The 25,771-nt window shown below is 59.7% G+C and carries 19 protein-coding genes and 1 tRNA gene; 9 read left to right on the top strand and 11 right to left on the bottom strand.

Features of this window, described 5'->3' with window-relative positions; genetic code table 11:
• Positions 1-37 precede the first annotated feature (37 nt).
• Entirely contained in the window at positions 38-1,099 is a 1,062-nt protein-coding gene (locus ISN74_RS07520; RefSeq protein WP_188798738.1) for an NAD(P)-dependent alcohol dehydrogenase, read from the bottom strand.
• A gap of 192 nt (positions 1,100-1,291) precedes the next feature.
• Here ISN74_RS07520 and ISN74_RS07525 point away from each other — a divergent pair, with 192 nt between their 5' ends.
• Positions 1,292-2,218, top strand: coding sequence for an AraC family transcriptional regulator (locus ISN74_RS07525; RefSeq protein ID WP_188798739.1), 927 nt, complete (start codon positions 1,292-1,294; stop codon positions 2,216-2,218).
• 174 nt (positions 2,219-2,392) lie between these two features.
• On the opposite strand, the gene ISN74_RS07530 is transcribed toward ISN74_RS07525, so the two are convergent.
• From ISN74_RS07530 to ISN74_RS07545, 4 genes are all read right to left on the bottom strand, one after another.
• Positions 2,393-3,823, bottom strand: coding sequence for an aldehyde dehydrogenase family protein (locus ISN74_RS07530; RefSeq protein WP_188798740.1), 1,431 nt, complete (start codon positions 3,821-3,823; stop codon positions 2,393-2,395).
• Between the two features lie 11 nt (positions 3,824-3,834).
• Complete coding sequence (locus tag ISN74_RS07535; protein WP_188798741.1) at positions 3,835-5,478, bottom strand: acetolactate synthase large subunit; 1,644 nt, start codon at positions 5,476-5,478, stop codon at positions 3,835-3,837.
• Positions 5,479-5,604: 126 nt separating this feature from the next.
• Entirely contained in the window at positions 5,605-6,972 is a 1,368-nt protein-coding gene (gene xseA, locus ISN74_RS07540) for an exodeoxyribonuclease VII large subunit (protein ID WP_188798742.1), read from the bottom strand.
• Positions 6,973-7,108: 136 nt separating this feature from the next.
• Positions 7,109-8,560 (bottom strand): phospholipase D-like domain-containing protein, encoded by a 1,452-nt coding sequence (locus tag ISN74_RS07545; RefSeq protein ID WP_188798743.1) that lies wholly within the window; start codon positions 8,558-8,560, stop codon positions 7,109-7,111.
• Positions 8,561-8,660: 100 nt separating this feature from the next.
• On the opposite strand from ISN74_RS07545, the gene ISN74_RS07550 reads away from it, so the two are divergent.
• Together ISN74_RS07550 and ISN74_RS07555 are read left to right on the top strand one after the other, a co-directional pair.
• Positions 8,661-10,607, top strand: a complete 1,947-nt coding sequence (locus tag ISN74_RS07550) for an acetyl-CoA hydrolase/transferase C-terminal domain-containing protein (protein WP_188798744.1) — start codon at positions 8,661-8,663, stop codon at positions 10,605-10,607.
• Positions 10,608-10,729: 122 nt separating this feature from the next.
• Entirely contained in the window at positions 10,730-11,542 is an 813-nt protein-coding gene (locus tag ISN74_RS07555) for an HD-GYP domain-containing protein (protein ID WP_229679068.1), read from the top strand.
• On the opposite strand, the gene aat is transcribed toward ISN74_RS07555, so the two are convergent.
• The 3 genes from aat to trxB all read right to left on the bottom strand — a co-directional run bounded on the left by aat (position 11,526) and on the right by trxB (position 14,540).
• Positions 11,526-12,275 (bottom strand): leucyl/phenylalanyl-tRNA--protein transferase, encoded by a 750-nt coding sequence (gene aat, locus ISN74_RS07560; protein ID WP_188798746.1) that lies wholly within the window; start codon positions 12,273-12,275, stop codon positions 11,526-11,528. The two genes, ISN74_RS07555 and aat, sit on opposite strands and share 17 nt — an antisense overlap.
• Positions 12,272-13,408, bottom strand: a complete 1,137-nt coding sequence (locus ISN74_RS07565; protein ID WP_188798747.1) for a GNAT family N-acetyltransferase — start codon at positions 13,406-13,408, stop codon at positions 12,272-12,274. Before ISN74_RS07565 ends, aat begins: the two co-directional genes overlap by 4 nt.
• A gap of 169 nt (positions 13,409-13,577) precedes the next feature.
• A complete protein-coding gene (gene trxB, locus ISN74_RS07570; protein ID WP_188798748.1) occupies positions 13,578-14,540 on the bottom strand; it encodes a thioredoxin-disulfide reductase in 963 nt (320 codons plus the stop codon).
• A 411-nt stretch (positions 14,541-14,951) separates the two neighbouring features.
• Here trxB and ISN74_RS07575 point away from each other — a divergent pair, with 411 nt between their 5' ends.
• Both ISN74_RS07575 and lolA read left to right on the top strand, forming a co-directional pair.
• The gene (locus ISN74_RS07575; RefSeq protein WP_188798749.1) at positions 14,952-17,234 is read left to right on the top strand and encodes a DNA translocase FtsK; all 2,283 of its coding nucleotides are present in this window, start codon (positions 14,952-14,954) and stop codon (positions 17,232-17,234) included.
• A 129-nt stretch (positions 17,235-17,363) separates the two neighbouring features.
• Complete coding sequence (gene lolA, locus ISN74_RS07580; protein ID WP_188798750.1) at positions 17,364-18,026, top strand: outer membrane lipoprotein periplasmic chaperone LolA; 663 nt, start codon at positions 17,364-17,366, stop codon at positions 18,024-18,026.
• Between the two features lie 188 nt (positions 18,027-18,214).
• On the opposite strand, the gene ISN74_RS07585 is transcribed toward lolA, so the two are convergent.
• On the bottom strand, positions 18,215-18,955 hold the full coding sequence (locus tag ISN74_RS07585; RefSeq protein WP_188798751.1) for an acid phosphatase: 741 nt from the start codon (positions 18,953-18,955) through the stop codon (positions 18,215-18,217).
• Positions 18,955-21,231 (bottom strand): TonB-dependent receptor, encoded by a 2,277-nt coding sequence (locus tag ISN74_RS07590; RefSeq protein WP_188798752.1) that lies wholly within the window; start codon positions 21,229-21,231, stop codon positions 18,955-18,957. The genes ISN74_RS07585 and ISN74_RS07590 overlap by 1 nt, the downstream gene beginning before the upstream one ends.
• 328 nt (positions 21,232-21,559) lie before the next feature.
• Here ISN74_RS07590 and ISN74_RS07595 point away from each other — a divergent pair, with 328 nt between their 5' ends.
• The 4 genes from ISN74_RS07595 to ISN74_RS07610 all read left to right on the top strand — a co-directional run bounded on the left by ISN74_RS07595 (position 21,560) and on the right by ISN74_RS07610 (position 24,870).
• The gene (locus tag ISN74_RS07595; protein WP_229679070.1) at positions 21,560-22,912 is read left to right on the top strand and encodes a replication-associated recombination protein A; all 1,353 of its coding nucleotides are present in this window, start codon (positions 21,560-21,562) and stop codon (positions 22,910-22,912) included.
• Positions 22,913-23,072: 160 nt separating this feature from the next.
• A complete protein-coding gene (gene serS / locus ISN74_RS07600) occupies positions 23,073-24,353 on the top strand; it encodes a serine--tRNA ligase (RefSeq protein WP_188798754.1) in 1,281 nt (426 codons plus the stop codon).
• On the top strand, positions 24,350-24,727 hold the full coding sequence (locus tag ISN74_RS07605; RefSeq protein WP_188798755.1) for an LrgA: 378 nt from the start codon (positions 24,350-24,352) through the stop codon (positions 24,725-24,727). Before serS ends, ISN74_RS07605 begins: the two co-directional genes overlap by 4 nt.
• A gap of 53 nt (positions 24,728-24,780) precedes the next feature.
• Positions 24,781-24,870 (top strand) — tRNA-Ser (locus ISN74_RS07610).
• 273 nt (positions 24,871-25,143) lie between these two features.
• Here ISN74_RS07610 and ISN74_RS07615 read toward each other — a convergent pair.
• Positions 25,144-25,542 carry an H-NS histone family protein gene (locus tag ISN74_RS07615; protein ID WP_188798756.1) on the bottom strand — a complete coding sequence of 133 codons (399 nt, stop codon included), beginning with the start codon at positions 25,540-25,542 and terminating at the stop codon, positions 25,144-25,146.
• Positions 25,543-25,771: the final 229 nt, after the last annotated feature.

Genomic DNA, 25,771 nt, shown 5'->3' on the forward strand with positions numbered 1-25,771 from the left:
AGGGCCGCAGTTGTACGATGCGGCCCTCGCGCTGTTTTCAGGCGGCTTTGGCCAGTGAAGCCAGATCAATCACGAAGCGATAGCGCACGTCGCTCTTGAGCATGCGTGCGTAAGCTTCGTTGATGTCCTGGATGTTGATCATTTCAACATCCGAGCTGATGCCGTGCTGGGCGCAGAAATCCAGCATTTCCTGCGTTTCAGCAATGCCGCCGATCAACGAGCCTGCGACCGAGCGGCGACCGAAGATCAGCTGGCCGGCGTGCGTCGGCGGTTCGATCGGTTCGACCAGGCCCACCAGTACATGCACGCCATCCAGCTTAAGCGTGGCGAGGTACGGGTTGAGATCGTGCTGGTGCGGCACGGTATCGAGGATGAAGTCGAAGCTGCCGGCTACGGCCTGCATTTGCTTGGGGTCGGTGGATAGCACCACATGATCGGCGCCGAGCCTGCGTGCTTCTTGTTCCTTGCCGGGCGAGCGGGTGAACAGCGTGACATCCGCGCCCATCGCCTTAGCAAACTTCAGGCCCATATGGCCGAGGCCGCCCAAGCCGATGACGGCTACCTTCTGACCTTTGCCGATCTTCCAGTGGCGCAGCGGCGACCAGGTGGTGATGCCAGCGCACAGCAGTGGTGCGGCGGACTTCGGATCCACGCCATCGGGGATGCGCAACACGAACTTGTCGGATACCACGATGCGCTCGGAATAGCCGCCATAAGTCGTCAATCCGTCTTGGCGGTCTTTACTGTTGTAGGTGAAGGTTGCGCCTTCCTTGCAGTACTGCTCAAGACCTTGCGCACAGGCGTCGCAATGCTGGCAGGAATCGACCATGCAGCCCACGCCGACCATATCGCCAGGCTTGAACGCGGTGACTTTGCCACCGACCGAAGCGACGCGGCCGATGATTTCGTGACCAGGCACCAACGGGTACATGCTGCCACCCCATTCGTTGCGGGCCTGATGGATGTCGGAGTGGCAGACGCCGCAGTAGAGGATATCGATAACCACGTCGTCCGGGCGCGGATCGCGGCGCTCGAAGCTATGCGGGGCCAGCGGGGTCGTGGCGGATTGCGCGGCATAACCGCGGATGCTCAGAGCCATGTGTTTCTCCTAAGGAGCGAGAGGCAAGCGGTGAATCGGAAGCTAGGCAACTAGTATGCGAAGCGTCTCCCGATCTGGGTAGTCGGATCCTACGAAATGCTTGCCTGATCCTGTAAAGTCGTTTTAGAGGACTCGCCAAGATCTGCAGTAACAGGCAATCTCTGGGTTCCCGTGAAATCTCAGTTTTCGTCCATGAATAGCCAATTAAAGCCAGAAAAGTCATTCTCGCGCCTGGAACGGGACCGCGAGGAATTGACAATCCTGGTTGAACGATACGCCCAGTCAGAAGGGGTGTGGCCAACTGCCTGGCCAGCCTTGTCGTTCTTCCGCGCGGATGAGCCCGGCGACCGCAGTTGTGCCATGTACGAACCCTGCCTGGGCCTGCTGTTGCAGGGTAACAAGCACATCCTGCTGGGAGAGGAACGTTTCGAGCAGGAAAACGGGCATTACCTGATCAGCTCGATCGACGTACCGGTTTCGGCCCAGGTGATGCGCGCCTCGCGCCAGCAGCCCTGCCTTTGCCTGACGCTGCGGCTGGATCCGGTGCGGATCGGCGAATGGCTGTCCGAGGTGAAACCGCCGAAGCGCTCGACGGTCACCGCGCGCGGATTGGCATTGAGTCCGGTCAGCGTCGAGATACTCGACCCGCTGCTGCGCTTGATCCGACTGCTCGAAACGCCGGTCGACCTGCCACTGCTGGCGCCACTGATCGAGCGCGAGCTGATCTATCGCTTGCTGACCGGCGAGCAGGGTGCGCGTCTTGCGCAGATCGCCATGGCGGGCGGGCAGGGACAGCAGGTTGCGCGTGCCATCCAGTGGCTGAAACAGCACTACAACAAGCCACTGCGTATCAGCGATCTGGCCAACATGGTGAATATGAGCGCGTCATCGCTGCATCATCATTTTCGCGAGATCACGGCGATGAGCCCGCTGCAGTACCAGAAGGTGCTGCGTCTGCATGAAGCGCGCCGCTTGTTGCTGACGGAAGGCTGTGATGTTGCCACCGCAGCGCATCGGGTTGGTTATGAAAGTCCATCGCAGTTCAGCCGCGAATACAGCCGGCACCATGGTGCGCCGCCGTTGCGGGATGTGAATCGGTTAAGGGCAGTGCGTGTTTGATTGGCGCATGTTGATCATCAAGTCAACGTGGTGCTCTTTGGTTGAGTGAACTTTACCCGTCGTCCCGGCGTAGGCCGGGACCCAGCGACTTCGATGCTGCCAAAGACACTAGGTCCCGGCCTGCGCCGGGACAACGGTGAGTGAGGTGTCACGTAGATGTGATGATGCCCAACATCAAAACTCCCGCATCACCATCAATCGGATCTCGCTCATATCCTCGATCGCATAGCGCACACCCTCGCGGCCAATCCCTGAAAGCTTCACGCCGCCATACGGCATGTTGTCCACGCGAAAACTCGGTACGTCGTTGACCACGACGCCGCCTTGCTCCAATTCGTTCCAGGCGCGCATCGCGTGCGCAAGGCTGTCGGTGAAGATGCCGGCCTGCAGGCCGTAATCGGAATCGTTGACCATCGCGATGGCATCATCCATTCGCTTGAACGGCACGAGTAGAGCAAACGGGCCGAACACTTCCATGGTGTTGACCTTGGCGTCGTTCGGCACGTTTTCCATCAGTGTGGCTTCAAGCATGTTGCCCTTGCGCTTGCCACCACAGAGGATCTTGCCACCGGCTTTGCGTGCTTCGTTGATCCAACCTTCCAGGCGTTCGGCAGCGGCCTCGTCGATCATGGGGCCAAGGAACACGTCTTTCTTTTTCGGATCGCCCGCCTTGAGTTTCTTCACGGCGGCGACGAGGCGCTTTTTGAGTTCGTCATAGAGGGAGGCATGCGCGTAGATACGCTGCACGCTGATGCAGCTTTGCCCGGACTGGTAGAACGCACCGAAGATCAGACGTTCGATCACCCTGTCCAGATGCGGCTGCTGATCGCCATCGATGATGCAGGCGGCGTTGCCACCCAGTTCCAGCGTCACCTTCTTGTGTCCGGCGCGTGCTTTCAGATCCCAGCCAATCTGGCCACCGGTGAAGGAAAGCAGCTTCAGGCGAGGATCTTCCACCAGCGGTGTTGCGTGTTTACCGTCCAGCGTAAGTACCGAGAAAGCACCTTTGGGCAAATCGGTTTCAGCGAGGATCTCGCCAATGATCAATGCGCCGATAGGGGTTTTTTCCGAAGGTTTCAGCACGAAAGGACAGCCCGCTGCAATGGCTGGTGCTACCTTGTGCGCCACGAGGTTCAACGGAAAGTTGAAGGGTGTGATAAACGATACCGGCCCCAACGGCACGCGCTTGGTGTAGCCGTGATAACCGTCCAGACGCGAAGCCAACTCCAGATTCAGCGTTTCGCCATTGATGCGTACAGCTTCTTCCGCGGCGATGCGGAAAGTTTCGATCAGGCGGGTCACTTCGCCAGCCGAATCCTTGATCGGTTTGCCAGCTTCGATGCACAGCGCCATGGCCAGCTCATCGTGCCGTTCCTCAAAACGCTTCGCACAATGCTGCAGCACCGCCTGCCTGGCCCAGGGACGAAAATCCTTCATGGGGCCGGCTGCTTTCACGGCGGCCTTGATGGCTTTTTCGGTAACGCTATCATCCGGCACCGCCACGCGGGTGGCGACCTTGCCGCTGTATTTGTCATAGACGTCCATCATGGACTTGGATGTCTGCGGCTGGTTAGCGAGATAGTAGGGGTAGGTTTTCTTGAGCATGGTCGTTTCCCTTAAACAGCGGCACTGAGACGGCGGATTTCTTCGTCCAGCACGCGGTGGTTGTCGGAATAGTCGATAGCTAGATCGATAAGGTGCACGCCGCCTTCGTCGAAGGCGCGCTTCAAGATCGGCAGGAACTCGTCGGCTTTTTCCGGACGATGACCGTGTGCGCCGTGTGCTTCAGCAAAGCGCACGAAATCGGGATTGTTGAGTTGCATACCGAAATCGGCAAAACCCATGTCAGCCTGCTTCCAGCGGATCATGCCGTAGGCGTCGTCACGCAGCAGCAGGATCACCAGATCCATCTTCAGGCGCACCGCCGTTTCCAGTTCCTGCGCGTTCATCATGAAACCGCCGTCGCCACAGATCGCCAACACCTTGCGGTCCGGGTGCACCATCTTTGCCGCCATCGCTGAAGGCAGACCCGCGCCCATGGTCGCCAGGGCGTTGTCGAGCAGTACGGTGTGAGGTTGGCGTGCTTTGTAGTAACGTGCGTACCAGAGTTTGTACATGCCGTTGTCCAGGCACAGGATGCCGTCGTCGGGCATGTATTTGCGCGTATCGCTCACTATCCGCACCGGGTGCATCGGGAAGCGCGGTTCGTCGGTATATTGCGCCAGCTGTTTATGGAAGGCAGTGCGCACCTTGTCGAAGTAACTGAAGTCCCAATCCGGCTGAACCACCAGCGCATCCGTCAATCGCTCGATGGTATGGGCGATGTCACCAACCACTTCGATTTGCGGGAAATACACCGTGTCGACTTCGGCCGAAGAGAAGTTGATGTGGATGACGGTACGACGCCCGCGCAACATGAAGAACGGTGGCTTTTCCACCACATCGTGACCGGCATTGATGATCACGTCGGCGGCATCAATCGCGCGGTGGACGAAATCGCCGTCGGAGAGCGCGGCATTGCCAAGCCACAAGGGGTGATCTTCGTCGACTACGCCCTTGCCCATCTGCGTGGTGAAGAAGGGAATGCCCAGCTTGTCAACAAACGCTCGCAACGCCACCGCGGTACGTTGACGATTGGCTGCGGCACCGATCATCAGGATGGGATGCTTCGCATTGCTGATCGCTTCGGCGGCTTGCACCAACGCAGCGTCGTCGGGAGAGGGGCGACGGGCGTATTCCGTCGGCAGCAGGATCGCATCCTCGATCTCATCGCGTGCGATATCTTCCGGTAACTCCAGATGTACCGCGCCGGGGCGTTCCTCCTCGGCGCGGCGAAACGCTTCGCGGATACGCGCGGGGATCGTTGCCCCCGACACGATCTGTCGCGTGTACTTGGTCAACGGCTGCATCATGTCGACCACGTCCACCAGCTGGAACAAGCCTTGCTTGTGCGTGCGGATCGGTTTCTGGCCGGTGATCATCAACATCGGCATGGCGCCGAGCTGGGCGTAAGCTGCGGCAGTCACCAGGTTCGTCGCGCCAGGTCCAAGAGTGGATAGCGCCACGCCCGCTTCGCCGGTCAAGCGGCCCCAGGTGGCAGCCATGAAGCCGGCCGCTTGCTCATGCCGGGTGACGATCAGCTTGATCGAGGACTCGCGCAGGGCTTCGACCAGATCCAGGTTCTCTTCGCCGGGAACACCGAAGATGCTGCGCACTCCTTCGGCTTCCAATGCTTTCACGAATAAAGTAGCAGCCTTCATGCATCGTCTCCGTAGTGAAGAAAAGCAGGTGCTATATGTACATCAATATTCGATTCGTGCGGGAAAGCGTTTCATTCGTGTGAAGAATGGATGCACTTGCTGGGGCCAGGCGTTCCCAGTAGATATTTATTCCTTGGTTACTTGCAACGGCAATTCGCCATCGGCAAGACGCGCGCGCAAGGGTGTATCGACAGCGATGTTTTGTGCTGAACGCAGCACTTTACCTTCAGCGTCGAACAGGATCGCGTAACCGCGCTCCAGCGTCGCCAGCGGGCTGACGGCATGCAGCGCACGTGCCGTTTGCTGCAATGTAAGCTGTTCACGCTCCAACTTGTGTTGGATCAAGCGGCGTAAATGCAAGGCGTGTTGCTCGATACGCTGCCGCAACAATGCGAGCTGTTGCCGCGGATGTTGCGTAAGCAGACGCGCATGGGCGCGATCAAGCCTGACGCCAAGCTGGGTTATCTCTACCGTGCGCGCAGCAAGTAACCGGCGATGCAGTTGCCACAAGCGCTCCTGGTCACGCGCCAGCCGCGCTTGCGGGCGTTGTGCCTGCAAGCGGGTGAGCAAGTGGTCAAGGCGCTGGATGCGTGCCTGCAGTCGCCGCTCCTGGATGGCGACGATGCGTTGGCGCAACTGATCAAGATGTCGCAGCTGTGCCCGGGCATCGGGCACCAGCAATTCCGCCGCGGCGGAAGGGGTGGGCGCGCGCAGGTCGGCCACGAAATCAGCAATGCTGAAATCGATCTCATGCCCCACGGCGCTGACCACCGGCACCTTGCTCGCATGGATGGCGCGGGCGACTTGTTCATCGTTGAACGCCCACAAATCCTCCAGCGAGCCGCCTCCGCGTGTAAGCAGCAATACGTCGTAACGGCCACAAGTCGAGGCTTTGCGCAGCATCGACACGATAGCCGGTGGCGCTTCGCGACCTTGCACTGGTACCGGCAATACGTCTACGTCGACCAGCGGCCAGCGGCGGGAGAGCACGCTTAGCACGTCACGGATGGCGGCGCCGGTAGCGGAAGTGATCACGCCAATCCGGCGTGCGAATCGGGGCAGGGGGCGCTTGCGGTCCTGGGCGAACAGGCCCTCGGCATCGAGCTGCGCCTTCAGTCGTTCGAATTCGCGCTGTAGAGCGCCTTCACCCGCCGGTTCCATATGCTCGGCGACGAGCTGGAATTCGCCACGCGGTTCGTACAGCCCCACGCGTGCGCGGACCAGCACCTGCATGCCATCGCTGGGTTTGAAGCGCAGCGAGCCGCTTTTGGGCTTGAACATGGCGCAGCGGACCTGTGCCGCGCTGTCCTTTAGCGTGAAATACAGATGCCCTGAGGCGGGCCGCGCCACGTTGGAAAGCTCACCCTCGATCCACACCAGTGGCAGGGCATCTTCCAGCAAGCCGCGCACCAGCCGATTGAGCGTGCTGGGCGTGAGGATGTGCCGCGGCGGCTGGCCTTTGGCACCGTCGCTGAAATCGTCGGGCGCGTGCATGGAGGCGGGAGACTAGCACGAATGGCTTGGAGAACATCCCATTGGCGCGCGATGCGCAGGCTCTTTGTTACGCATGATATACAAGTATTTGATTTATATTGTTTATGTTCTTTTTTCCTGGGCGCATGCAGGGCAATCACTCGCTTTCATCGACACTGCGGATGCGTCGCAGACGGCGCTGTCGCAGTTGCCAGGCGCGGATGCCTGTATTGATGGCAAACCATGCCGCCAGCGTCGCCACCGGCCAGCCGATAACGGCGGGCCATAGCACAGCGACCAGCGCAAGCAGGGCCAACAGCAGCGACGTACTCGCCAGGGTGCCGGTTTCGGTGTCGGCCAGCATGCGCCGCTCGGTCAGCGCGGCACCCATCGTATTGGCAATGCGCAAAGCGCCTGCGGCCGCCCGGCTGGAACTGCCACCTACGTGGCGTCGATGTGGTGGGTGCACTTCGCTGCTGCGCACGCTTTCACCGTGCCGGTAGCGACGCGGCGAAAGCACAATTTCGGTCGCGTTCTGCAGATCCTTTTCGTATTGGACGGCAAGCTGCGCGGCAAAGCCGGCGTCTTCAATGGCTACGTCGATTTCGCGATTGTTCAACCAACTGGCGAGGTTGAGATTGGACGAACCCACGCGCGCCCACTGTCCATCGGCAACGGCTGTTTTGGCGTGCAGCATGGAACCGTTCCATTCAAACACGCGGATACCGGCCTTCAGCAACGGGCGATAGCCGGAGCGGGACATGCTGGCGACGATGGGAATATCGCTGGTGCCCGGCACCAGCAAACGCACATCGACGCCATCTCGCGCCGCCGCTGAAAGGGCTTGTACATAGGGCGCAACGCCGACGAAATAGGCATCGGTCAGCCACAGGCTGCGGCGTGCCATCGAGGCGATGAGCTGATCGAGCCGATACATGCCAGCGGTTGCCGGTTGTGTGGCGATCACTCGCAGGGCGACATCGCCGGCTTCTTCACGCGGAATGGATGCAAAGACCGGCAGCGGTTCGCCTGCAGCATGCCAACTGTCGGCAAAGGCCGCTTCCAGTTCGGCTACGGCCGGCCCGCGCAGTGCCACGCCGGTATCGCGCCAGGGTTGCATCTTGCGCGAGGCATCGCCCAGCCACTTGGCGCTGATGCATACGCCGGAAAGAAAGCCAAGCACGCCATCGACAACAAGCTGTTTGCGATGGTCCCGGCTCATCCAGCCCAGCGAATGCCCGAATTGCGGCGGGTTGAAAACCCGGACCTGACCACCGGCATCACGCAACGGTTTCCAGAACGATTTGCCGGATTGCCCAAGGCACCCCATCCAGTCGACGATCACGGCGACGAACACGCCTTCGCGCGCCCGTTCGACCAAGGCGGCGCAGAACGCCTGGCCGACCTCGTCGTCGCGAATGATGTAGTTCTCCAGCAATACGCGCTCACGTGCACCACGGATCGCCGCGAGCCAGGCGGCATAGTGGGCTTCGGCATCGATCAGCAGTTCGACGTGATTGCCGCCAAGAAGGGGGGCGCCCGCCGTGCGGCTCAAGGCCTGCTCGGCCAGCAGCCGGTTTGGCGTAGGCGGTGATGATGTCGTGACCATGCCGCGAGTATATCGACGGCCTTTATCGCGTCACTTGCAGTCGTAGCCAGCGTGCCGGGACAGTCTGCGCAAGTTCACAAGCTTCTGGCATGATCATCCCATGTTGCCAGAGCAGCGTTTTACGGACACCGACGCCTGTGCGCAGCTGATCGTCGAGCGGCTGGGTGCCGATCTGCGGATTGCCGCCCCCCTGGGCCTTGGCAAGCCGCATGATTTGCTCAATGCGCTGTACGCCTTGATGCAGGCCGACACCTGGCGTTCGATGACGCTCTATACGGCTTTGTCGTTGACCCGGCCGCAACCCAAGCCGGGCCTGGAAGAACGCTTTCTCGGGCCGTTCCTGGAACGCCATTTCGGCGCCGATTACGTCGATCCGCAGTATGCGCTGGATCAGGAGCACGGCAAGCTGCCGCCCAATGTGGCCGTGCACGAGTTCTATATGCAGTCCGGTGTGTTGCTCAATTCGCCCAGCGCACAGCGCAATTACATCAGCCAGAACTACACACACGTCGCGCGCGACTTGGTGATCCAGGACATCAACCTGCTCGTGCAACTGGTCGCGCGCCATGAAACGCCGGGTGGTGTGCGTTACAGCCTCGCCTGCAATCCCGACCTTACGCTGGATTTCCTCGATCGTGTCCAGGCAGCAGGCAAGGCGCGTCCCTTGTGCGTCGCTGTGGTGCACCCTGCGTTACCGTACATGGGCGGACATGCGGAAGTACCGCATGACTTTTTCGATTTGGAACTGGCGCCGCCAACCTCGCCGCCGCTGTTCGCGTTGCCCCGGTTACCCGTGGATATTGTGGAATACGCGCTGGGCTTGCATGCCAGCGCCTTGGTCAAGGATGGCGGCTGCCTGCAGATCGGCATCGGCGCGTTGTCCGACGCCCTGGTAAAGACGTTGTTGCTGCGTCACAAGGACAACATCGCCTGGCGGCAAGCCCTGCTGGCACTGGATCCAGGTGGTGCCACACATGCACTTGCCGGTCGCATCGGCGGACTTGCCGGCTTCAAGACCGGTTTGTACGGCGCCAGCGAAATGGTGATGGATGGCTTCATGCATCTGGCCAAGGGCGGCGTTCTGAAGCGGCGCAGTTGGGACAACCTTGCACTCGAACGCGCCGCCGCAGCGGGACGTCTGCCGGAGGATGTTCCCGGCGGCCACTACCTGCGTGGCGGGTTCTTCCTCGGCTCGCGCGAACTTTATGATTGGCTGGAGGTGACGGCAGGCAGCGATCCGGATGCGGTGGACATGACCCGCATCTCCAACGTCAACCAGCTCTATGGCGACCATCAGCCGCTGGCCATGCTGCAGCGGCGTGGGGCGCGTTTCTTCAACACCTGCATGATGACGACACTGCTTGGCTCGGCGGTATCCGACGGGCTTGAGGACGGGCACGTCGTCAGCGGCGTGGGCGGCCAATACAACTTCGTAGCCATGGCTCACGAACTACCTGACGGACGTTCGATCCTGCTGATGCGCGCCACGCGCCAAGGCAAACATGGTGTTGAAACCAATGTGCGCTGGAACTACGGGCACACCACCATCCCACGTCACCTGCGCGACATGGTGGTCACCGAGTATGGTGTGGCCGACCTGCGCGGCAAAAGCGACAGCGAATGCATCGAAGCGATGCTGGCGATCAGCGACGCACGCTTCATCGATGCGCTGGCGGCCGAGGCCAAGTCGCACGGCAAGCTGGCGGCGGACTTCAAGATCCCCAAAGCGTGGCGCCGTCATCACCCTGACGTGTTGCGAGAGGCGCTGGCCAAACACGTCCATAAAGGCATGCTTCCGCCGTTCCCGTTCGGCAGCGATTTCACCGAGATCGAGCGGCGTTTGTTGCCGGCACTGGATTGGGTCAAATCATCAAGCGCGAGTTGGAAAGGGCGCTGGTCCTTGCTCAGGGCCTTGTTGCGTCCAGGTCAACCCGATTCAGGCGAAGCGGCAGCACTGGAACGCATGGGCTTGGCAAGCGCAAAATCGTTGAGTGATCGCTTGCAACGGCGCATGCTGCAAACGGCATGGCGGCGTCAGGCTATGTAAACACTGGTATTGCCGGTCATTCACACGGCGCACTGGATGATTTGCGCATAGCAGCACATCGGACACTGTGTCGCCGATGGCAGAATGCGGCTTCACCAGACGCCCAGGGGGAGGGCAAGGTAGTGACCTTAAGCCCGCAGTTGCGCACCGCCGGCACCTACATGCTGGTCGCCGGGGCGTGGATCTGGTTTTCCGGACACCTGCTCGGAAATCTCGTGCATGATCCGCACAAGATCGTTTTTTATCAGATCCTCAAGGGCTGGTTTTTCGTTCTCAGCACCGGATTGCTGCTGTACTGGCTGGTGGGTCGCACCGTGCACCGCCTTAACGAAGCCAACCAGCGGTTGCTGGATAACCACGAGCAAGCTTTGCGCGTGCTGGTCGAAGCCATGGATGCTCGCCACAAGGAGACCAGTGATCATTCCGAACGTGTTGTGCGCATGGCCACAGGGCTCGCACGCCTCGCTGGTGTGGAAGGCGCCGCCTTGCGTGATATTCGATTCGGCGCGCTGCTGCATGACATCGGCAAGCTGGCCTTACCCGACAGCATCCTGATCAAGCCGGGTAAGCTCGATGAAGACGAAACACGGCTGATGCGTACGCATCCGAACATCGGCTATGACATGCTGCAGCGGATCGATTTTCTGCATGGTGCGAGTGTCATTCCTCATAGTCATCACGAACGTTGGGATGGCACCGGGTATCCGCAGGGCTTGGCGAATGAAGACATTCCGCTGGCGGCCCGTATTTTCAGTGTCGTCGATGTGTGGGACGCCTTGAGTTTTTCGCGTGTCTACAAGCCGGCTTGGCCTGAGGACGAGGTGTTGAAGTACTTGCGTGATGCGGCGGGTACTCAGCTGGATCCCCGGCTCGTGCAACTGTTTCTCGACAACTACCCAGAACTGAAAGCGCTTGCACTTACGCCGAGTGCGTAAAATTGCCACCTTCCAGCACGTGCGTCAGCGAAATTGTGGGCAGGTTATGCCAGCGCTGCGGATCGAACGGTGTCGATACCAAAACGTGGATCTGACGAAGAAATGTGCTGCGTGGCATTTCGGTGGCCCCAAGACCCAGCAAATGCGGATTGCTGACCTGCGCATCGATCAGTGGGAATCCCCAGCATCGCAATTGCGAAGCAAGCGCACATAACGCCAGTTTCGAACCGCCGCTGCACGCGCTGAACATCGATTCGCCGCAAAACAGCTTACCGATCGACACACCGTAAATACCACCCACCAGACGGCCGGCTTCCCATACTTCTACGCTGTGCGCATGGCCTTGATCATGCAGCGCACTGTAAGCCTCGATCATGATCGGACTGATCCATGTGCCTGCTTGCCCTGCTCGCGGCGAGGCGCAGGCTTCGATCACCTGCCGGAAGGCTCGATCCATCGTGATCTCCCAAGCCTTGCCCATCAGGGCCCGGCGCAGGCTGCGGTTGGCGCGTAATGGCTCCGTATGAAAAACACAACGCGGGTCGGGCGACCACCACAGAATCGGTTCGCCTTCGTTGAACCAGGGGAAGATGCCGTGTCGATACGCTGTTTTCAGGCGTTCGGGCGATAGGTCACCACCAAAGGCGAGCAGGCCGTTCGGCTCGACGAGCGCGGTGCGCGGATCGGGAAAGCGATCTGGAACGTCTTCATCGAGCAAGGGTAGGCGGATCATTGCTTGGCGTAGGGGCTATGGTCGAGAAGCTCTTCCGCGTAAGCGTCTATGCCTTCGCGTTCTTGGGCAAGCGCGCGACCAACGGCCTGGCGAAAACCTTCGTGTAACAGGTAATGACGGGAGTGCGTGCACACCGGCAGAAAGCCGCGAGCCAGCTTGTGTTCACCCTGTGCGCCGGGCTCGAAGCGTTCAAGACGCTGCGAAATCGCGTAATCGATGCCCTGGTAGTAACACAGTTCGAAATGGAGATCGGGCAGGTCGACACAGGCTCCCCAGTAACGGCCATACAAGGTTGTTTCGCTGCGCAGGAATATCGCTACGGCGACAATGTCATCATCTTGTTTGGCGAGTGCCAGCTGCACGGTATTGCCTAGTTCCTTGCGCAGGTATTGGAAAAAAGGCTCGGTCAACGCGGCGTGATTGCCTTTGGCATCGAACGTCGATGCGTATAGCGCATGTACACGGCGCCAGCTTCGCATATCCAGCTCAGCGCCGCCGTGCATGCTGATTTGCAAAGGGTGATTGGCGACGCGCTGGCGTTCGTGCCGGATATTTTTCCGCTTCTTGTGGTTCAGCGCAGCCAAAAACGCATCAAAATCGGCGTAGCTGCGATTGTGCCAATGGAATTGCACATCGTTGCGTGCTAACCAGTCGTCATTGAATCCGGCAAGGTCGTCATCATTCAGAAAATTGGCATGGACGGAAGAAAGCTGCAGGCGCTCGGCCTGCTCTTGCATGGCCTGCACCAATAGCTCTCGCAGTGCTGGCGCTTGGACTGGATCGCGGCCGGCGAGCAGACGCGGTCCGACGACGGGCGAGTAGGGCACGGCATTGAGCAGCTTCGGGTAGTAATCGTGACCGGCACGCTCCCAGGCACTGGCCCAGCTCCAATCGAACACGAATTCGCCGTGCGAGTTGCCTTTCAGATATAGCGGTGCTGCCGCTATCAACGCGCCGTTGCGATAAAGGCCAAGATGATGAGCTTGCCAGCCCCAGTCAGGGCGGATGCAGCCGGTGCGTTCGAGACCGGCCAGGAAGCTGTGCGAGAGAAACGGATTGTCATCCAGGCGCAGAGCATCCCACGCTGCAGCAGGAATGTCGTCGATGTGGTCGTGGAAGCGTGCTTCGATCACGAGAATGATGCTGCCATTGACTCGACTATCGCGGTATCAGGAATGAGCGGTGATTTCGGCGTTGTTGATCAGTTTCTGCTTATCACCTGAAATCCGCAAAAAATTCACATCCGTCGTCCCGGCCTTCGCCGGGACGACGGGTTACGATTCATCGCAAGATGATCGACGATCAACCAACCGGCTTGCCCTGATCCAGCCAACGCTCCGCATCCAGGGCAGCCATGCAACCAAAGCCCGCGGATGTCACGGCCTGGCGATAAACATGATCGGCCACATCGCCCGCGGCGAATACGCCGGGAATTGAGGTCATCGTCGCCATGCCTTCCAGGCCGCTGCGGATCTTGATGTAGCCGTCATGCATTTCCAGATGGCCTTCGAAGATACCGGTGTTCGGCGTATGGCCGATGGCCACGAAGAAACCGGTTGCCTCGATATCGCGGGTGGCGTCGCTGTTGACGTCTTTCACGCGCACGCCGGTGACGCCGGTGTTGTCACCAAGCACTTCAGCAATGGAGTGGTTCCACACCAGCTCGATCTTGCCGGCAGCGGCTTTCTCGAACAGCTTGTCCTGCATGATTTTTTCGGCCCGCAACTTGTCGCGGCGATGCACCAGGTACACCTTGCGGCAGATGTTGGATAGGTAAAGGGCTTCTTCCACAGCGGTGTTGCCGCCGCCGACCACCACCACGTCCTGCTCGCGGAAGAAGAAGCCGTCGCAAGTGGCGCAGGCCGAAACGCCCTTGCCCTTGTAGTGCTCTTCGCTGGGGATGCCCAGGTACTTGGCGGTGGCGCCTGTGGCGATGATCAGCGCGTCACAGGTGTATTCGCCCGAATCGCCCTTGAGCCGGAATGGACGCTGCTTGAGGTCGGCGGTGTGAATGTGATCGAACACCATCTCGGTTTCGAAGCGCTCGGCATGTTCGGCCATGCGCTGCATCAGCTCCGGACCCTGCACGCCCTTTACATCGCCAGGCCAGTTGTCCACGTCAGTCGTGGTCATCAATTGACCACCCTGCTGCAAGCCGGTGACCATGGTCGGCTTGAGATTGGCGCGCGCAGCGTAGACGGCAGCGGTGTAACCGGCAGGACCGGAGCCGAGGATCAGCAGGCGGCTATGTTTAGGGGTGGTCATTGCTATAATCCTTAACGTTTTGCGGGCGACTTGTTCGGTGATTTCGCTGGATCGGCGGTGCGGGTTGCACCCGTGTCCCGGAAGTCCGCAAGGATGGGGAAGTCGCGGGGGCTATTCAAGGTATCAGCTGGCTGAGGGTGCTGTTCATCTACGAACCGCCAACATCCGGGCTGACCGGCACGAACCGCAAAAGCGCTCCGTCTCGCTTCGGCCAGGTTTTGGGGCGTCCGCAAAATATCCCTTTCTGTCGATCGCGTGGCCGTTGCGGCTTGCGCTTTCGTGACTCGCCCCCAACCACCCGGCCCTTGTTACACTGCGTCGCGCAATCCTATGCCAAATACTGAAACTGCAAGGAAAAAGACCCCGGTGGCGCGTAGCGCGAACGCAAAAAAAGAGAAAGACAAGCCGGGCATGAGCGAAGAGCTCAAGCGCCGCCTGCGCGAGGCCGGCGCATTGCTGCTGTTGCCGCTGGCGCTCTATCTGCTGGTGTGCCTGCTCAGTTACGACGGCACCGATCCCAGCTGGTCGCACGCCGACACCGGCTCGCACGTGAACAACCTGGGTGGCACGGTTGGGGCCTATATCGCCGATTTGCTGCGCTATCTGTTCGGTGGGGTGGCGTATTTCTTCCCCTTGCTGCTGCTGTTCCTGGGGGTGCAGGTGCTGCGCAACCACGGCGCGCGTAGCGTGCAGCCGTGGGAACCCTCGCTGCGGCTGATTGGTTCGGTGTTCTTCTTTATCACCTTGCCGGGGTTGTTCTGGATCAATTTTCCGGACAGCACCATGGGGCCGGAAGGTGCGGGCGGGGTGATCGGCCATGCGGTGGGCCACGGTCTGCTGCGCGCCTTCGGCGACAAGGGCGCGCCGTTGCTGCTGCTAGCCCTGTTCCTGATCGCGGTGACGCTGGCGACCGGCCTCTCGTGGTTCAAGGTGATGGACCTGACCGGGCAGGGCGTCGTGAGGCTGTTCTCCTGGTTTGGCGGCAAACTACGTGAAGCGCCGGAAGTGATCGCCGCGCACCAGGCGCGCGCTGAGCGCGAAGTGGTCAAGAAAGTCGAGGCGATCAAGCAAGCCAAGCGCGAGCCGGTGCGCATCGAAGCCCCGGCTGCGCCGGTGGTGAAGAGTGAGCGCGCCAAGGTGGAAACGCAGATTCCACTGTTCGTCGGCGCCGCGCAGCCGGGCGAACTGCCACCGCTTTCGCTGCTGGATGAAGCGCCGGAGCAGGGGCCGGGCTATTCGGAAGAAACACTGGAAGTGCTGTCACGCCAGGTCGAGCTGAAGCTGAAAGACTTCAAGATCGATGCCAAAGTAGTCGGCGTCTATCCCGGTCCCGTGATCACCCGCTTCGAGCTGGAACCTGCTGCCGGTGTGCGCGGCAGCCAGGTGTCGAGTCTGGACAAGGACATTGCACGTGGCCTTTCTGTGGTCAGCGTGCGCGTGGTCGACGTGATCCCGGGCAAGAACGTGATCGGCCTGGAAATCCCCAACGCCAAGAAGCAGATCGTGTACCTGTCGGAAATCCTGCGCTCCGACAAATACGATCAACAGAAATCGCCGTTGGCTCTGGCGTTGGGCAAGGACATTGCTGGTCGCCCGGCCGTGGCCGATCTGGCGAAGATGCCGCACTTGCTGGTGGCAGGTACCACCGGTTCGGGTAAATCGGTGGCCGTGAACGCGATGGTGCTTAGCCTGCTGTACAAGGCCAGCGCCAAAGACGTGCGCATGATCATGATCGACCCGAAGATGCTGGAGCTTTCGGTCTACGAAGGCATTCCGCACCTGCTCGCTCCGGTCGTCACCGACATGAAGGAAGCCGCCAACGCCTTGCGCTGGTGCGTGGCCGAAATGGAGCGCCGCTACAAGCTGATGGCTGCGGTGGGCGTGCGCAACCTGGCCGGCTTCAACAAGAAGGTGAAGGACGCCGAGAACGCCGGTCAGCCGCTGCTGGATCCGCTGTTCCGGCCGAATCCGGAAATGCCCAATCTGGCCGCCGAGCCGCTGGAACCGCTGCCTTACATCGTCGTGATCATCGACGAATTCGCCGACATGATGATGATCGTCGGCAAGAAGGTGGAAGAGCTGATCGCCCGCCTCGCCCAGAAGGCGCGTGCGGCAGGCGTGCATCTGGTGCTCGCCACGCAGCGTCCGTCGGTGGACGTGATCACCGGCCTGATCAAGGCCAACATCCCCACGCGCATCGCCTTCCAGGTATCCAGCAAGATCGACTCGCGCACGATTCTCGACCAGTCCGGCGCGGAAACCCTGCTGGGCCACGGCGACATGCTGTACTTGCCGCCGGGCACGGCCACGCCTGAGCGCGTGCACGGTGCTTTCGTGGATGACCATGAAGTGCATAACGTGGTCGCCTGGCTCAAGGCGCAGGGTGCACCGCAGTACATCGAAGGTGTGCTGGAAGAAGTGCAGGCGACCAGCGACGGCAAATTCATCAACGACTCCGGCCTGCCGCAGGATGGCGAAGAAGGTGGCGATGTCGAAGCGCAGCTGTACGACAAGGCCGTGCGCATCGTCACCGAAACCCGACGTGCGTCGATCTCCGGCGTGCAACGGCACCTGCGCATCGGCTACAACCGCGCCGCGCGCCTGATCGAGCAGATGGAACAGGACGGTGTGGTCAGTGCGCCCCAGCACAACGGCAACCGCGAGGTGCTGGCGCCTCCACCGCCGAAGCACTGATACAAAGCCCCTTTCCCTGCGGGAAAGGGGCTGGCGTGAGGGATTCACTAAGGAAAGTGTTCATCACACCCGCCATTAAGCCTCTTCGCAGCACACTTGGTGCATGCGCACCATCAGGAACAGGAATTCATGAAACGCTTCCGCTTCGCCGCACTCGCAGGCTTGTTTGCGTTATCCCTAACCCTATCGGCCCAAGCCGCCACCGGCCCGGCGCGCGCCCGGCTGGATGCTTTTGCGCAGGGCCTGCACGCGCTCTCGGGCAATTTCACCCAGACGCTCACGGATCCCACCGGCAAGGTGCAGACCAGCAGCGGCACCCTGGTGCTGGAAGCGCCGCGCCAGTTTCGCTGGGATACGCTCACGCCGAACAAGCAGACCATCGTTGCCGACGGTAGCCGCGTGTGGCTGTACGACCCGGATCTGGAGCAGGTTCAGGTGCGTAAGCAGGATGCCGAAGAGGCGCATAGTCCGCTGACGGTGCTCACCGACCTCAAGCAGCTGGACAAGGATTTCACCGTTTCGGAGCAGGGCGCTCACGACGGCTTGAACTGGCTACGCCTGACGTCCACCGGTTCGGATGCGCAATTTAGTTACGTTGATCTGGGCTTCGACGCCAACGGTTTGGCACGGATGCAGTTCAAGGATCAGCTTGGCGCGGTTTCCGACATCCGCTTCTCGAACTGGCAGCGCAATCCGACGATCCCACCGCAGGATTTTAATTTCACGCCACCCAAGGGTGCGGATGTGATTGGCGATTTGCCGGAACTGACGACGCAGCCGATCAAGAACTGAGCTGTTGGTTAAAGCAGCCTGTGAATCGGCTAGAAAATCTGAATCTTGCCCTACCGTCATTCCGGCGAAGACCGGAATCCATGGCGAGTGCGAAGCATGGATTCCGGCCTTCGCCGGAATGACGGCGTGGCAAGATTAGACTCAACGTAAATCGATTGATGCGTAGCTAAACAAAGACAACGCAAAGATCAGTGATCATCATCGTCATGATCCAGTCCCACCGCTCGCGGCGGATTAGCCGGCAGCCCCAGTGCATGACGTAGTTCCAACCGCGCCGCTTCGTAATCCTGCCGCCAAGTCGGATCTTGCATGATCTGGGTCGCAATCACCGTACCGGCCAGATGTCCCGCTTCCACATCACTGGGAAAGTGTGCGCCCATCACGATGCGGTGCTGGGCGTAGACGTCGGCCCGGGCAAAAATCGCTGCACGCTTCTCCGGTAGCATGTTCGCAAGCAGAACCGCCGTGCTGTAACCGAAGGTGGCGTGGCCGCTCGGATAGCTCCAGTCGTTGTCCTTTTCTTTCGCCAGCGGATGTACCTCGCTGGATACGGCTGCAGGTCGCTGGCGCTTCCAGTAATCCTTGACGTCTTTGACGGCATCTTTGTCGAAATTGAGCACGCGACTAAAGAACGCGGACGTTTTCGGCAACGCTTTCGGTTGAAGCCCGGATCCCAAAGCATCGGCAAAGCGGAACACCGAGCGTTCGGTGTCCGCCTTGGCGGCATCCATGTCTGCCTGCGTACGGCTTTGCTGCGTGGCCAGCACGACTTGCAGATCGTGCTGGGCCGCAGTCGAACCTGCTGCCGGCGGAGGCGGCAGCAGGTTCGACAGTTCGACTTTGTCGATACAGGTGGTACCGCCATCGTCGTCGGCCAGTGAGGGCTGGCCGATCAGAAGCAGCGTCAACAGTAGTGCATAACGTTTCATCAGAACAAATCCGCCGAAACGGTGAAGTTGAAGTTGCGGGCGGGAATGGTCCAGAACAGCGGCGTGCTGTCGGCGACAGTGGTGCCTTCCAGCGCGTTGATGTGAGTATTGTTGAACAGATTGTTGATCTGGAAGCCGATCTTGAAGTCCTTCACGTCGCTGATGTGCGGATCGAACTTATAGCTGGCGGTGAAGTTGGTTATCGCATAACCGCCGATCGGCGTGTCGTCGTTCGTATTGGCGGTGTAATAGGTCTTGCCGACGAACTTGTCGATCAACGAGGCATACACCGAGCCGTTGCTGTAGATCATACCCAGCGCGGCGGTCTTGTCCGGTGTGTTCGGGTTCCAGGTGTTGCTTTCGGTCTGGATCGCGCGGTTGAGCGAGCCGTTGGCATAGACACTGAAGCCGCCGCCAAGCATGTAGGTGCCTTCGAGCTCGACACCTTTGTAATGTACGCCACCACCGTTGTAGAAGTAGGTGATGTTGCCGACCTTCTGGCTCTGGATGAAGTTGTTGAAGTCGATCTTGTAGACATCGCCCGAGAGCGTCAGACGATCGTTGGTCCAGGTGGTGCCGAGCTGCCAGTTCGTGGTCTTTTCCGGCTGGAGTGCGCTATCGGAAAGCGACGGATCGGTGGTGTAAAACAGATTGAGGTTGGGCGCCAGGAAGCCCTTCGCCCACTGTGCATACGCGGTCCAGTCGGAGGTGAACGCGTAGTGGAAGGCGGCCGAAGGCAGCGTGGCGTTCCATTCCTTCGAATAGTCCTGTGGTAGACCGGTCTTCTGGTTGTATTCGGCATCGAGGTCGCGCAGGAAGTCCTCATACTTCACGCCGCCCACCAGGTAGGCCTGGTCGGTGATGTTCCACTGGTATTCCACGAACGGCTGGATGGTGCGCAGCGAGTCGGTCATGTAGCGGTCGACCGGACTGTCACTGCCCTTGGTCGGCGCGCCCGTCGTGTTGATGGCCGGCAGATCCACCGTGTCGTCGAAGTCATATTCCCAGCGCAGGTTGTCCTGGTGGTCGAACCATAGGCCAGTGCGGATTTCGCCTGGGCCCAGTTCCTTGCTCAGGCGGAAGATGTCGCCCCATGAGCGATACCAGTTGCGCATGTGCTGGCCGGGTACGTCGTCCGGGTCCTGGCAATCGTCGCCTTTCTTATTGCAGAACGTGCCGTTCGGCGTTTCACCGTTCGGGTCCAGGCCGTTGAAGCCGAAATGGTTGTAGGCGTAGGTGTAGGCCTTGTTGTCGATCGTCCAGCCATCAAACTCGGAGTGCAGACCGACATAGCCCATGTAAGTGCTGATCTGGTCATTGTTGTAGCGGTAGTAGGACTGGCTGTCCGGGTTGTTGTTCAGCGCATAGTTCGGGCCGTATTCGGCGATCTGCGCCTTGGTGGCACCCAGCGGCACATACTGGTTGATCTTGTTCCACATGCCGCCGAAGGTCAGCGTGGTGTTATTGCCCAGCGGCTGTACCACCTTCGCGAAGACATTCTGACGACGCTGGCCGGCGTAGGTGAGGTAGCCGTCGGAGGTGCTGTTCTGCACGTTGACCACGGCATTCGTGCCGCTGTTGTTGAGCTTGCCGGTGTCGATGGTGGCGCCTTCGATAGCGGTCTCCCAGCTGCCGAGGCTGATGTACGGATGGATATTGAAATCATTGGTCGGAACGAGCGATTCCACCGACACGGTGCCGCCGAAGGTGGCATCGCCCAGCGTGCTGGCTGTGCCTGGGCCGCGATCGACCGTCACGCTGCTGGTTTCTTGATTGGTGAAGTACGAGGTGGAGTGATGCGTAAAGTCGTTCGAGTCGCCCCACGGAATACCGTCGAAAGTGACGTTGTACTGGCCGTCCTGGAAGCCGCGGATGGAAGCCACGGACGTTTCCATCAAGCCCGAGCCGTTGGGCGCGATGGTGTATACGCTCGGGGAGATGGCCATGGCGTCCGTGTAGTCGCCAGTGGGCGCAATGTTTTCCTGGATGTAGGTGCTGCCGATGATCGACTGCGGCTCCGTCGCGATGGTGGAGCCCTGCGTCGGCGCAATGGCGCTTACCGCTGAATTAGCGTTTACCTGCAGTCCGGCAAGGGTCTTGGCCTTATTCGACGAGGCGCTGTTATCCGTATTGTCGGTTGCGCTGGGACCGCTGGTGGCAGCATTCGAATTATTGGCGGCATCCTGAGCCGAAACCGGGCTGGCAATAGCCAATGCAAGGCAAAGAGCGAGGTAAACCGACGAACGGCGGTGCAGCGCAAGTGTCGATGGCGTCATTGTTTTTTTCCGGTGCTTACGGGGTTGTAGAAAGCCCGACACCGTAGAGACGCTACATGACAATTACATAACAAATACATTAAATAGGCATTTTCTTTGCTGCGAAAGAAAATACGCTAAGCTTAATCTAAGATTTGAATGGTTTCTGTAATAAAGGGCATTTATTTTGATTATTTGTTGAGCAATTTAAGCTTGTTCTAAGAAATGGTCAATGAGTGTAATGAGTGATTATGGTAGATAATAATCACGGGTAATCGCGTTCCGCAAGATGGACGCTTCAACCGGCCCGTCTCATGGGCCGACATGCCGGATGTCCTATCATGCGGCCATGGATCGACCGCACCACACCTCCGAGCTGTTCGCGACGGATTCCGAAGAGCTGAAGCCCCTGGCCGAGCGCATGCGTCCGCGTAGTCTTGATGAGATCGTCGGGCAGCAGCGCCTGCTTGCGCCGGGTAAGGCCCTCCGGCGTGCGCTGGAAACCGGGCGCGTGCATTCAATGGTGCTTTGGGGGCCACCAGGTTGTGGCAAGACCACGCTGGCCCTGCTGGTGGCACGCTATGCAGACGCGGATTTTCGCGCCATCTCTGCGGTGCTTTCAGGGTTACCCGATGTACGCAAGGCGCTGGCCGAAGCTGAGGCCAATTTTGCCCAAGGCCGGCGCTCGGTGCTCTTTGTCGATGAAGTCCATCGCTTCAATAAGGCGCAGCAGGATGCCTTCCTGCCGCACATCGAGCGCGGCGTGATCATCTTTGTCGGCGCCACCACCGAAAACCCGTCTTTCGAACTCAATTCAGCATTGTTGTCGCGCTGCCGTGTGCATGTGCTGGATGCCGTGTCGCCGGACGATATTGCTGCCGCGTTGCGACGTTCGCTGGCTGATGACGAACACGGTCTTGGCGCGCTGAAGCTGGACGTTGCCGATGCCTCCTTGCAACTGATCGCCCAGGCTGCCGATGGCGATGTACGCCGTGCGCTGACATTGCTGGAAATCGCGGCCGAACTGGCTGACGGTCAGACGATCGACAACACCACGCTTGAGCAAGTGCTGGCCGACCGCACGCGCCGTTTCGACAAGGGTGGTGAGCAGTTCTACGATCAGATCTCGGCGCTGCACAAATCCGTGCGCTCGTCCGATCCTGATGCAGCGGTGTATTGGCTGGTGCGCATGCTGGATGGCGGTTGCGATCCGCTCTACCTCGCACGTCGCCTCACGCGCATGGCCGTCGAAGATGTCGGTCTGGCCGAACCGCGCGCGTGGCGCATGGCGTTGGATGCTTGGGACACCTACGAACGCCTCGGCAGTCCCGAAGGTGAATTGGGATTGGCGCAGTTGGTCATTTGGCTGGCTATCGCACCCAAGAGCAATGCCGCTTATATGGCTTATAACCAGGCGCGGGCAGTGGTCAGTGAAACCGGCACGCTCGAAGTGCCGATGCATTTGCGTAATGCTCCGACCAAGCTGATGAAAGGTCTGGGTTACGGCAAGGGCTATCAATACGATCACGATGTCGAAGGTGGTATTGCGCTCGATCAGCAATGCTTGCCCGATGCGCTGATCGGCACCGAGTTCTATCAGCCGGTGGAGCGCGGGCTCGAGCTGAAGCTGCGTGAGAAGCTTTCAGGGTTGCGTGAGGCACGCGCGCAGGCGCGTAGCGGGGGAAAGGGGAAGGGCGGATGATTTGAACGCCGTCCTGGCCCGGCCTTGGCCGAGCCAGTTCAGTAGCTGCTGGCAGGTGCCCTGGTGGCGTGCGTGGTGGCATGGGGTGGCTTGCCGCGTTGCGACAGCGTAGGTGCCGCAGCGATAATCCCCCATTCTTGCCCTGACACCGGATCCGAACATGCTGGACCCCTCATTGCTGCGTTCGCGCCTGGCCGAAACCGCTGCACGCCTCAAGGAAACCCGAGGCTTCGTGCTCGATGTGGCCTCGGTGGAGGCACTGGAAAGCCAGCGCAAGCAGTTGTCCACGGAAACCCAGGATCTGCAGAACCTGCGCAACACCCGTTCCAAGGCCATTGGCCAGGCCAAGGCTAAGGGCGAGGATGTGGCGTCGCTGATGGCCGAGGTCGCCGGCATCGGCGACAAGCTCAAGGCCAACGAGCTTGCCCTGGCTGAGGTACAGACCCAGCTGTCGGACATTGCGTGGCTGATTCCGAATATCCCGCACGAGTCGGTGCCTATCGGCAAAGACGAAACCGATAACAAGGAAATCAGCCGCTGGGGTACGCCGCGCAGCTTCGACTTCGAGGTAAAGGACCACGTCGACCTCGGCGAACGGCACGGCTGGCTGGATGGCGAAGCTGGCGCGAAGCTCTCCGGTGCGCGTTTCACCGTGTTGCGTGGCCAGTTGGCGCATCTGCACCGTGCCCTTGGCCAGTTTATGCTCGACCTGCACACGCGCGAGCATGGTTATCTCGAATGCAACGTGCCAGTGCTGGTCAACAGCGATTCGATGTTCGGCACCACCCAACTGCCGAAGTTCGAGGAAGATCTGTTTGCGACACAGGTGGGCGATTCGCGCCGTTACCTGATTCCGACCGCCGAAGTCTCGCTTACCAATCTGGTGCGTGACAGCATCCAGGATGCTGATGCATTGCCGTTGCGCTTTACCGCGCACTCACTGTGCTTCCGCGCCGAAGCCGGCAGTTATGGCCGCGATGTGCGCGGCATGATTCGCCAGCATCAATTCGAAAAAGTGGAAATGGTGCAGGTGGCCCGGGCTGGCGAATCCTATGCGCAGCTTGAGGAAATGGTGGGGCACGCCGAAAAAGTGCTGCAAAAACTCAACCTGCCGTATCGCAAGCTGTTGCTGTGCACCGGCGACATGGGCTTCCAATCCACCAAGACCTACGATCTGGAAGTGTGGCTGCCCAGCCAGAGCACCTATCGCGAAATCTCCAGTTGCTCCAATTGCGAAGACTTCCAGGCTCGCCGTCTGCAGGCCCGTGTGCGCAATCCGGAAACCAACAAACCCGAGCTGGTCCACACACTCAACGGTTCCGGTCTCGCTGTGGGCCGCACAATGATTGCGGTGATGGAGAACTACCAGAACGCCGACGGTTCCATCACCCTTCCCGAAGCCCTTCGCCCCTACATGGGAGGCGTGGAGAAAATCGCATGAACACCCCGGCGCGCACGTCATGGGACAACGTGGAGTTCTACACCAGTTACTTCCTCATGTTCGTGCTTGCCTCCGTGATCGGCACGCGCCTGAGCTTCGCCACGGTATGGGAACTGCCCATACTCGATCTGGTACTCAGCAGCGTTGCGCTCATCTTGGTCATCGCCAGCTTTTGGATCGCCCGTAAGCGCCGTAGCTGGCGCCTGTGGATCATCGCCTTCGCCACGGCCACGCAGATCCTGCCCATGATCGTGCGCCATCCTGTGATGTTGTTCCCAGTACTAGGCGGACTGATCCCGGTGATCATCATGGCATGGGCGTTGTTCTCGCTTTCTCGCAAAGGTTCAAATAGCCCTCGCGCGCGCGGTTCCTGATAAGATTAGCCCCCTTGATCGGCGCAGCTTGCTGCGTAGCGGTCACACAAATTGGAGAGGTGGCCGAGTGGTTTAAGGCAGCAGTCTTGAAAACTGCCGTAGGTTTACGCCTACCGTGGGTTCGAATCCCACCCTCTCCGCCACCCATAAAAAAGCGCCCTTAAGGGCGTTTTTTTATGGGTGGCGGAGAGGGTGATGTGGACGAACCCACTAGGTTCGACAAATTTGTCTGGAACAAATTTGGACAGCCGAAGGCTGGCCCCGGAGCGCTACGCGCGGAGGGGTTCGGCCCATGGACGGGCCGAACAATCCCGCCCGCCATACGATAACGATCGTTGATGCCAGTTTTCAAAACAAAAAGCCCCACAACTACATCATGGGGCTTTAAGGTCTTACTGACTAACCTCTTACTGAATTCAGCGCTTGCGAGCCTTCTTGCGAACAGCCTTCTTGGCAGCTCGTTTGGCCGGTGCAACCTTGGCCTTAGCCCCTTCAATCAGCAGACTTTCCGCCGTGACACCCCGACGTTTCACTGCCGCCGCGAACCACAGAGGGCGCTTGCCGCGGCCAGTCCAGGTCTGGCTGGGGTCATCCGGGTTGCGGTACTTCGGTGCGACCGAACCGCGCTTTCCACCCTTGCCACCACGAGTGGGGTAGACATCGGCCAGGCTGAGGCCGGAGCTGCTTAGCAAAGCGTCGATCTTCTTCCTGACTTCCTGGATCTGGTTGGCCCTTGCATCCTGCATGTGCGATTCGGCGTTTGCAATAAGTGCCTTGAGTTCTTTGGGAGACAGAGATTTTAGATCGATAGCCATGCATGGTCCTTGTTGACGGGTGTTTCGAATGGGTAGGTTATAAAGATTAGCAGTCCAAATGCAATAAACACGCTGCTTATTTTTAGCCGCGTGTTTATTTTCTCTTGGATTCGTATTTGTTCGTATTATTTGTACTTTTCAGTACTGTTGATGCCAAAGCTCAAACACGGCGGATATATGTGTTCCGCAAAGCAAGCATTCTTGTTTGGAGCAAAGTCATCGCTCCACA

The organism is Dyella caseinilytica, assembly GCF_016865235.1.
Taxonomy (GTDB): domain Bacteria; phylum Pseudomonadota; class Gammaproteobacteria; order Xanthomonadales; family Rhodanobacteraceae; genus Dyella_B; species Dyella_B caseinilytica.

What these genes read in the sequence shown, in the direction of transcription:
- xseA (WP_188798742.1), bottom strand. Translation starts at nt 6,972, where the DNA reads ATGCACGCGCCCGACGATTTCAGCGACGGTGCCAAAGGCCAGCCGCCG.
- aat (WP_188798746.1), bottom strand. Translation starts at nt 12,275, where the DNA reads ATGATCCGCCTACCCTTGCTCGATGAAGACGTTCCAGATCGCTTTCCC.
- ISN74_RS07535 (WP_188798741.1), bottom strand. Translation starts at nt 5,478, where the DNA reads ATGAAGGCTGCTACTTTATTCGTGAAAGCATTGGAAGCCGAAGGAGTG.
- ISN74_RS07545 (WP_188798743.1), bottom strand. Translation starts at nt 8,560, where the DNA reads ATGGTCACGACATCATCACCGCCTACGCCAAACCGGCTGCTGGCCGAG.
- ISN74_RS07590 (WP_188798752.1), bottom strand. Translation starts at nt 21,231, where the DNA reads ATGACGCCATCGACACTTGCGCTGCACCGCCGTTCGTCGGTTTACCTC.
- ISN74_RS07615 (WP_188798756.1), bottom strand. Translation starts at nt 25,542, where the DNA reads ATGGCTATCGATCTAAAATCTCTGTCTCCCAAAGAACTCAAGGCACTT.
- lolA (WP_188798750.1), top strand. Translation starts at nt 17,364, where the DNA reads ATGAAACGCTTCCGCTTCGCCGCACTCGCAGGCTTGTTTGCGTTATCC.
- ISN74_RS07585 (WP_188798751.1), bottom strand. Translation starts at nt 18,955, where the DNA reads ATGAAACGTTATGCACTACTGTTGACGCTGCTTCTGATCGGCCAGCCC.
- serS (WP_188798754.1), top strand. Translation starts at nt 23,073, where the DNA reads ATGCTGGACCCCTCATTGCTGCGTTCGCGCCTGGCCGAAACCGCTGCA.
- trxB (WP_188798748.1), bottom strand. Translation starts at nt 14,540, where the DNA reads ATGACCACCCCTAAACATAGCCGCCTGCTGATCCTCGGCTCCGGTCCT.
- ISN74_RS07520 (WP_188798738.1), bottom strand. Translation starts at nt 1,099, where the DNA reads ATGGCTCTGAGCATCCGCGGTTATGCCGCGCAATCCGCCACGACCCCG.
- ISN74_RS07605 (WP_188798755.1), top strand. Translation starts at nt 24,350, where the DNA reads ATGAACACCCCGGCGCGCACGTCATGGGACAACGTGGAGTTCTACACC.
- ISN74_RS07525 (WP_188798739.1), top strand. Translation starts at nt 1,292, where the DNA reads ATGAATAGCCAATTAAAGCCAGAAAAGTCATTCTCGCGCCTGGAACGG.
- ISN74_RS07550 (WP_188798744.1), top strand. Translation starts at nt 8,661, where the DNA reads ATGTTGCCAGAGCAGCGTTTTACGGACACCGACGCCTGTGCGCAGCTG.
- ISN74_RS07575 (WP_188798749.1), top strand. Translation starts at nt 14,952, where the DNA reads ATGAGCGAAGAGCTCAAGCGCCGCCTGCGCGAGGCCGGCGCATTGCTG.
- ISN74_RS07595 (WP_229679070.1), top strand. Translation starts at nt 21,560, where the DNA reads ATGGATCGACCGCACCACACCTCCGAGCTGTTCGCGACGGATTCCGAA.
- ISN74_RS07530 (WP_188798740.1), bottom strand. Translation starts at nt 3,823, where the DNA reads ATGCTCAAGAAAACCTACCCCTACTATCTCGCTAACCAGCCGCAGACA.